5 protein-coding genes and 1 pseudogene are annotated in these 4,966 nt (G+C 64.7%); 3 read left to right on the top strand and 3 right to left on the bottom strand.

The window, feature by feature from the left end; all coding sequences use genetic code 11:
• The 3 genes from EN984_RS22735 to EN984_RS22725 all read left to right on the top strand — a co-directional run.
• The coding region (locus EN984_RS22735; protein ID WP_127383956.1) for a heme biosynthesis protein HemY at positions 1-1,243 on the top strand (1,243 nt) is incomplete at its 5' end.
• Positions 1,244-1,279: 36 nt separating this feature from the next.
• Positions 1,280-1,759 carry a TerB family tellurite resistance protein gene (locus tag EN984_RS22730; protein ID WP_127268697.1) on the top strand — a complete coding sequence of 160 codons (480 nt, stop codon included), beginning with the start codon at positions 1,280-1,282 and terminating at the stop codon, positions 1,757-1,759.
• Positions 1,760-1,774: 15 nt separating this feature from the next.
• Positions 1,775-2,488 (top strand): glutamine amidotransferase, encoded by a 714-nt coding sequence (locus EN984_RS22725; RefSeq protein ID WP_127268698.1) that lies wholly within the window; start codon positions 1,775-1,777, stop codon positions 2,486-2,488.
• A 78-nt stretch (positions 2,489-2,566) separates the two neighbouring features.
• Here the strand turns inward: EN984_RS22725 and EN984_RS22720 are convergent, their stop codons facing one another.
• The 3 genes and pseudogenes from EN984_RS22720 to EN984_RS22705 all read right to left on the bottom strand — a co-directional run.
• Complete coding sequence (locus EN984_RS22720; RefSeq protein ID WP_127268699.1) at positions 2,567-2,875, bottom strand: NIPSNAP family protein; 309 nt, start codon at positions 2,873-2,875, stop codon at positions 2,567-2,569.
• Between the two features lie 51 nt (positions 2,876-2,926).
• Complete coding sequence (locus tag EN984_RS22715) at positions 2,927-4,165, bottom strand: MFS transporter (protein WP_127268700.1); 1,239 nt, start codon at positions 4,163-4,165, stop codon at positions 2,927-2,929.
• A gap of 463 nt (positions 4,166-4,628) precedes the next feature.
• A pseudogene (locus EN984_RS22705) lies at positions 4,629-4,966 on the bottom strand (aspartate aminotransferase); the annotation flags it as partial.

The following is a 4,966-nucleotide window of genomic DNA, read 5'->3' as shown; positions in this document are numbered from 1 at the left end:
GATCCACCTGCTGGAAGCGCAGGCGTCGCTGCTCGAAGGCGATCATGAAGGCGCGCGACAGAAATTCGAGAGCATGCTCGACGATCCCGAAATGCGGCTGCTAGGCTTGCGCGGGCTTTATCTGGAAGCCGAACGGCTTGGCGACCGCAACGCCGCCAGGCATTATGCCGGCCGTGCCGCGGTGATGGCGCCGCAGCTGGCCTGGGCAGCGGAATCGACGCTGGAAGAGCTGACCGCGCGCGGCGACTGGGACGGCGCCCTGAAACTGGTCGACGCGCAGAAATCGACACGGCAGATCGAACGCGATGCCGCCAACCGCCGCCGCGCCGTGCTGCTGACCGCCAAGGCGCAGGCGCTTGCCGACAGCGATCCCGCCGCCGCCAGGACTGCGGCGATCGAGGCCAACAAGCTGCGGCCGGACTTCGCGCCCGCCGCCGTTGCCGCGGCTGCCGCATTGTTCAAGCAGAACGATGTGCGCAAGGGCTCGAAGATACTCGAGGCAGCCTGGAAGGCCGAGCCGCATCCGGAAATCGCCGAGCTTTATACCCATGCAAGGCCGGGCGACGCGGTGCTCGACCGCCTCAACCGGGCGAAGAAGCTGCAGGAAATGAAGAAGAACCACGCCGAATCGTCGATGACGGTGGCGCGCGCCGCGCTCGACGCACAGGACTTCTCGACCGCCCGCCGCGAGGCCGAGGCGGCGATCCGGATGGACCGCCGCGAGGGCGCCTATCTGCTGCTCGCCGACATCGAGGAGGCCGAGACCGGCGATCAGGGCAAGGTGCGGCAGCTGCTGTCCAGGGCGGTGCGGGCGCCGCGCGATCCGGCCTGGGTCGCAGACGGCGTGGTATCGGAACGCTGGGCGCCGGTGTCGCCGATCACCGGCCGGCTCGACGCCTTCGAGTGGCGTGCGCCGATGGAGCGTCTCGGCCAGTTGATCGACAGCCATGACGACATGCCAGCCGGTGCGGCGCCGGTCATCGAAGCATTGGCAAAGCCCACGAGCGAAAAAGGGCCGATCGAGGTGATCGATGACGCCGGTGGCGAGACGTCGGCGGGCAAGCAAGCTGAAAGTCGCGAAGAAGATCATGTCAGGCCGATCACGGCAGCGGCCTTCGCCGCGGTGCCGGGCGATGCCGAGGGCGTCGATCCGGCCGAGGAGCTTGCGCGGTTGCCGGACGATCCCGGCGTCGATCCGGACGAGGAAGCGGAGAAATCGCCGCGCCGGTTTCGGTTGTTTTGAGTTGGGCAGGCCGTCAGGCCGTTGGGGTATGGATCTATGTTTGAACGCGTTCTGTCGTTTCTCAGGGATTTGCCGGCCGGCGCCGGCACTCGTGCCAGCACGGACGATCCGCGCATCGCCGCCTCGGCGCTGCTCTACCATGTGATGAATGCCGATGGCGTGCGCCAGGATGTCGAGTGGGAACGGTTCAAGGCGGTGCTGGCGGAGAGCTATTCGATCAGCGGCACGGAACTTGAGGCGCTTGCCGCCGCCGGCGAGCGGGCCGACAATGAGGCGATCGATCTCTATGCCTTCACCAGTGTCCTGAAGCGCCATCTCGATGCCGATGCGCGCAAGGCCTTCATCGGCCTGATGTGGGAAATCGTCTATGCCGACGGCGAGTTGCACGAGCTCGAGGACAACACCGTCTGGCGCGTCGCCGAGCTGATCGGCGTCGAACGCCATGATCGCGTCGAGGCGCGCCGCAAGGCAGCGGCGCACGCGCCCGGCGCCACCGGAACATCGAGCGACGAATAGGATTTTCGCCTTCCCATGCCGCGCCAAACGAGTTCGAAGCCAAAGATACTGATCGTGCTGCATCAGGAGAGTTCGAGCCCAGGGCGTGTCGGCCACATGTTGCTGGAAGAAGGGTTCGACCTCGATATCCGCCGGCCGCCGCTTGGCGACGCCTTGCCCGAAACACTGGACGGCCACGCCGGCACGGTGGTGTTCGGCGGTCCGATGAGCGCCAATGACGAGGACGAGTTCGTTCGCCGCGAGACCAACTGGCTGGAAATACCGCTGAGGGAGAACCGGCCATGTCTCGGCATCTGTCTCGGCGCACAGATGCTGGTCAACTATCTCGGCGGCAAGGTCGAAGGACACGGCGAAGGGCTGGTCGAGGTTGGCTGGTATCCCCTGAAAGCGACCGAAGCCGGCAAGCAACTGATGCACTGGCCGGAGATGGTCTATCAGTTCCACCGCGAGGGTTTCTCGCTGCCCAGGGACGCGACGCTGCTGGCGACGGCCGAGACCTATCCCAACCAGGCCTTCCGCTACGGCGACAATGCCTGGGGCATCCAGTTCCATGGCGAACTGACCAGGGTGATGATGCAGCGCTGGGTGGTGCGCGGCGCGCATCGCTTCGAATTGCCCGGTGCCCAGCCCGGCCGCGATCATCTCGGCGGCCGGCTGATCTGGGACATGCATCTCAAGCGCTGGCTGGACGAGTTCCTGCGGATGATTTTCGGCAAGCCGAGCAGATAGCTAATGCATGTCGCCCAAAAGCGACCTCGGTTTTGGGAAAACGACATGCATAAAACAAGACTTAAAGCGCGACGCGCTTTAAGGTTCGAGCACCGGCCGCAGGAAGCTGCGCTCGTAGCTGAGAATGCTGCGATTGCGTTTTTCCATTTCAAACACTTCCTGGCATTCCGGGTCGGCAGCCATACGCTTGCGATAGACCTCGTAGTCGGCAAGGCTCGGAAAGCTGAACATGGCAAAAGCGATATTGCTCGCCCCCTCGCTCGGAAGGAAATAGCCGTGATGGTTTCCGCCGAGGCGGTTGACCAGAGCTATCCAGCGACGGCCATAAACTTCGAACTCGGCAAGCTTGTAGGGGTCGATGACATATTTCAGGTAGCAAGTGATCATGAGAGCTCCTGTGGCATGGGCGAGGCATGTCGGCTGTCAAACGTAGGAAGATCAGTTGCGTCCGTCGAGATGGCGCACCTTGCGCAGTTGCGGGAACAGCACCATCCACAGGCCCGCTACGGCGATGGCGCCGATGCCGCCGATCACCACGGCCGGCACCGTGCCGATCAGCGCGGCCATCGTGCCGGCGCGGAATTCGCCGACCTCGTTGGAGGCGCCGACAAAGACCTGGTTGACGGCGTTGACGCGGCCGCGCACATGGTCGGGCGTCCACAGCTGAATTAGCGTTTCCCTGATGTAGACGCTGAACATATCGGTGGCGCCAAGGAAGACCAGCGCCACGATCGACAGCCAGGTGATGGTGGAAAGGCCGAACAGCACGGTGAAGGCGCCGAACGAGGCGGCGGCGACCAGCATGATCATGCCCGCGTGGTTGCGAAGCGGATGCCCGGCCAGCCAGATGGCGACGCAAATGGCGCCGATGCTGGGCGCCGAGCGCAGCAGGCCGAGGCCCCAGGGGCCGAGCTGGAGGATGTCGCGCGCATAGACCGGCAGCAGCGCCGAGGCGCCGGACAGGAGCACGGCGAACAGATCGAGCGAGATGGCGCCGAGCACGATCTTCTCGCTCCAGATGTAGCTGAACCCGCCGAGCAGGTGCTGCATCGTCGGCTTTTCCGACTCGGTCCGCTGCGACGGCTTCGGAATGGTGAAGATCAGCAGCCCGGACACGAGCATCAGGACGGCGGCGGTTCCGTAGGCCGCTTCCGGCGACACGCCGTAGAGCAGGCCGCCGGCGACCGGGCCGACGATGGTCGCCGTCTGCCAGGCCGATGAATTCCAGGCGATGGCGTTGGCGAAATCCTGAGGCGGCACCAGATTGGCGAACAGCGAGGCGGAGGCCGGACCGAAAAAGGCGCGGGCGACGCCGAACATGGCAAGCACGCAGAAGATCGGCAGCGGCCCGCTGATGCCGCGCAGCGTCAGGAACAGCAGCGCCAGCGCGCACATCGCCTCCACCACGACCGCCAGCGCCATGATCAGGCGGCGGCCGAAGCGATCAGCGACGACGCCGGTGACCAGCACCAGAAGCAGCGACGGCAGGAACTGGACGATGCCGACAAGGCCGAGATCGAGCGGGTCGCGGGTCAAATCGTACATCTGCCAGCCGACCGCGACGGACACGATCATGGTGGCGAATGTGGTGAGGAAACGCGCCGCCCAATAGCTCAGGAAGGAGCGGTGGCGGAACGCGGCATAGCGCTGGTCCGGCGATATCTGTTCTGCTGTCATGATTTAAGAGGCCCCGTTCGAATGGCATCAGCTGGCGGGGCACTTCCACGATGGGCGCTGGTCCGGCTGGCGGAACTTTTAGCTCAGTTCGCAGCGGATATGCGTCAAAATCAGTGCTGGATCAAGGAATTTTCAGCCTAAAGCGCGTCGCGACTTTTGAGCGAGATGCATTAGCGCTACTGCGTCATGAGTTTCTGGCCGAACGGAGCAATCGTTGACGTTGGCGCTGCCCCTCACTGTCCTGCCGGACATCCTATAGTGACGGGGAGAGAGGGGCGGGCGGCGACGCCGGCATTTCTCCCGCAACGCTGGAGATTGGCGAAATCGCCGATGACAGCACCCCTCTCCCCGTCACTATACGGGGAGAGGATGCCGGCAGGCAGGTGAGGGGCGGCGCAGACGCTGGCCACTATGAACGGTCGCTGTGACGCAGTAGCATCAACCGGTCGCTGGCACGGGAAACTTACTGCCGCAGCGCGGCGGAGATGGCATCAAGGCCGCCGCGCAATTCGGCTTCCGTCGGCCAGCCAAAGCCGACGCGGAAGAAGCATTTTTCCATCTCGAACCAGTGGCCGGGTCCGACATAGGTGCCGTGGTTTTCCAGCAGGTTCACATAGAACCGGTCGAGGTCGAAGCCGGGTTCGACATTGAGGCGCGGGAAGCCGACCACGCCGCCTTCGGGCCGCACCCAGTCGACCAGCGGTTCGCGATCGATCCAGGCCTGGACGATGTCGCGGCGCCCCGCCATTTCGGGCAGCAGCGTCGCCAGGAAAGCGTCCCGGCGTTCGAGCATGCCGCGGG

This window comes from Mesorhizobium sp. M7A.F.Ca.CA.004.12.1.1, from assembly GCF_003997835.1.
GTDB lineage: Bacteria > Pseudomonadota > Alphaproteobacteria > Rhizobiales > Rhizobiaceae > Mesorhizobium.
This window is presented reverse-complemented; position numbering and strand designations above follow the sequence as displayed.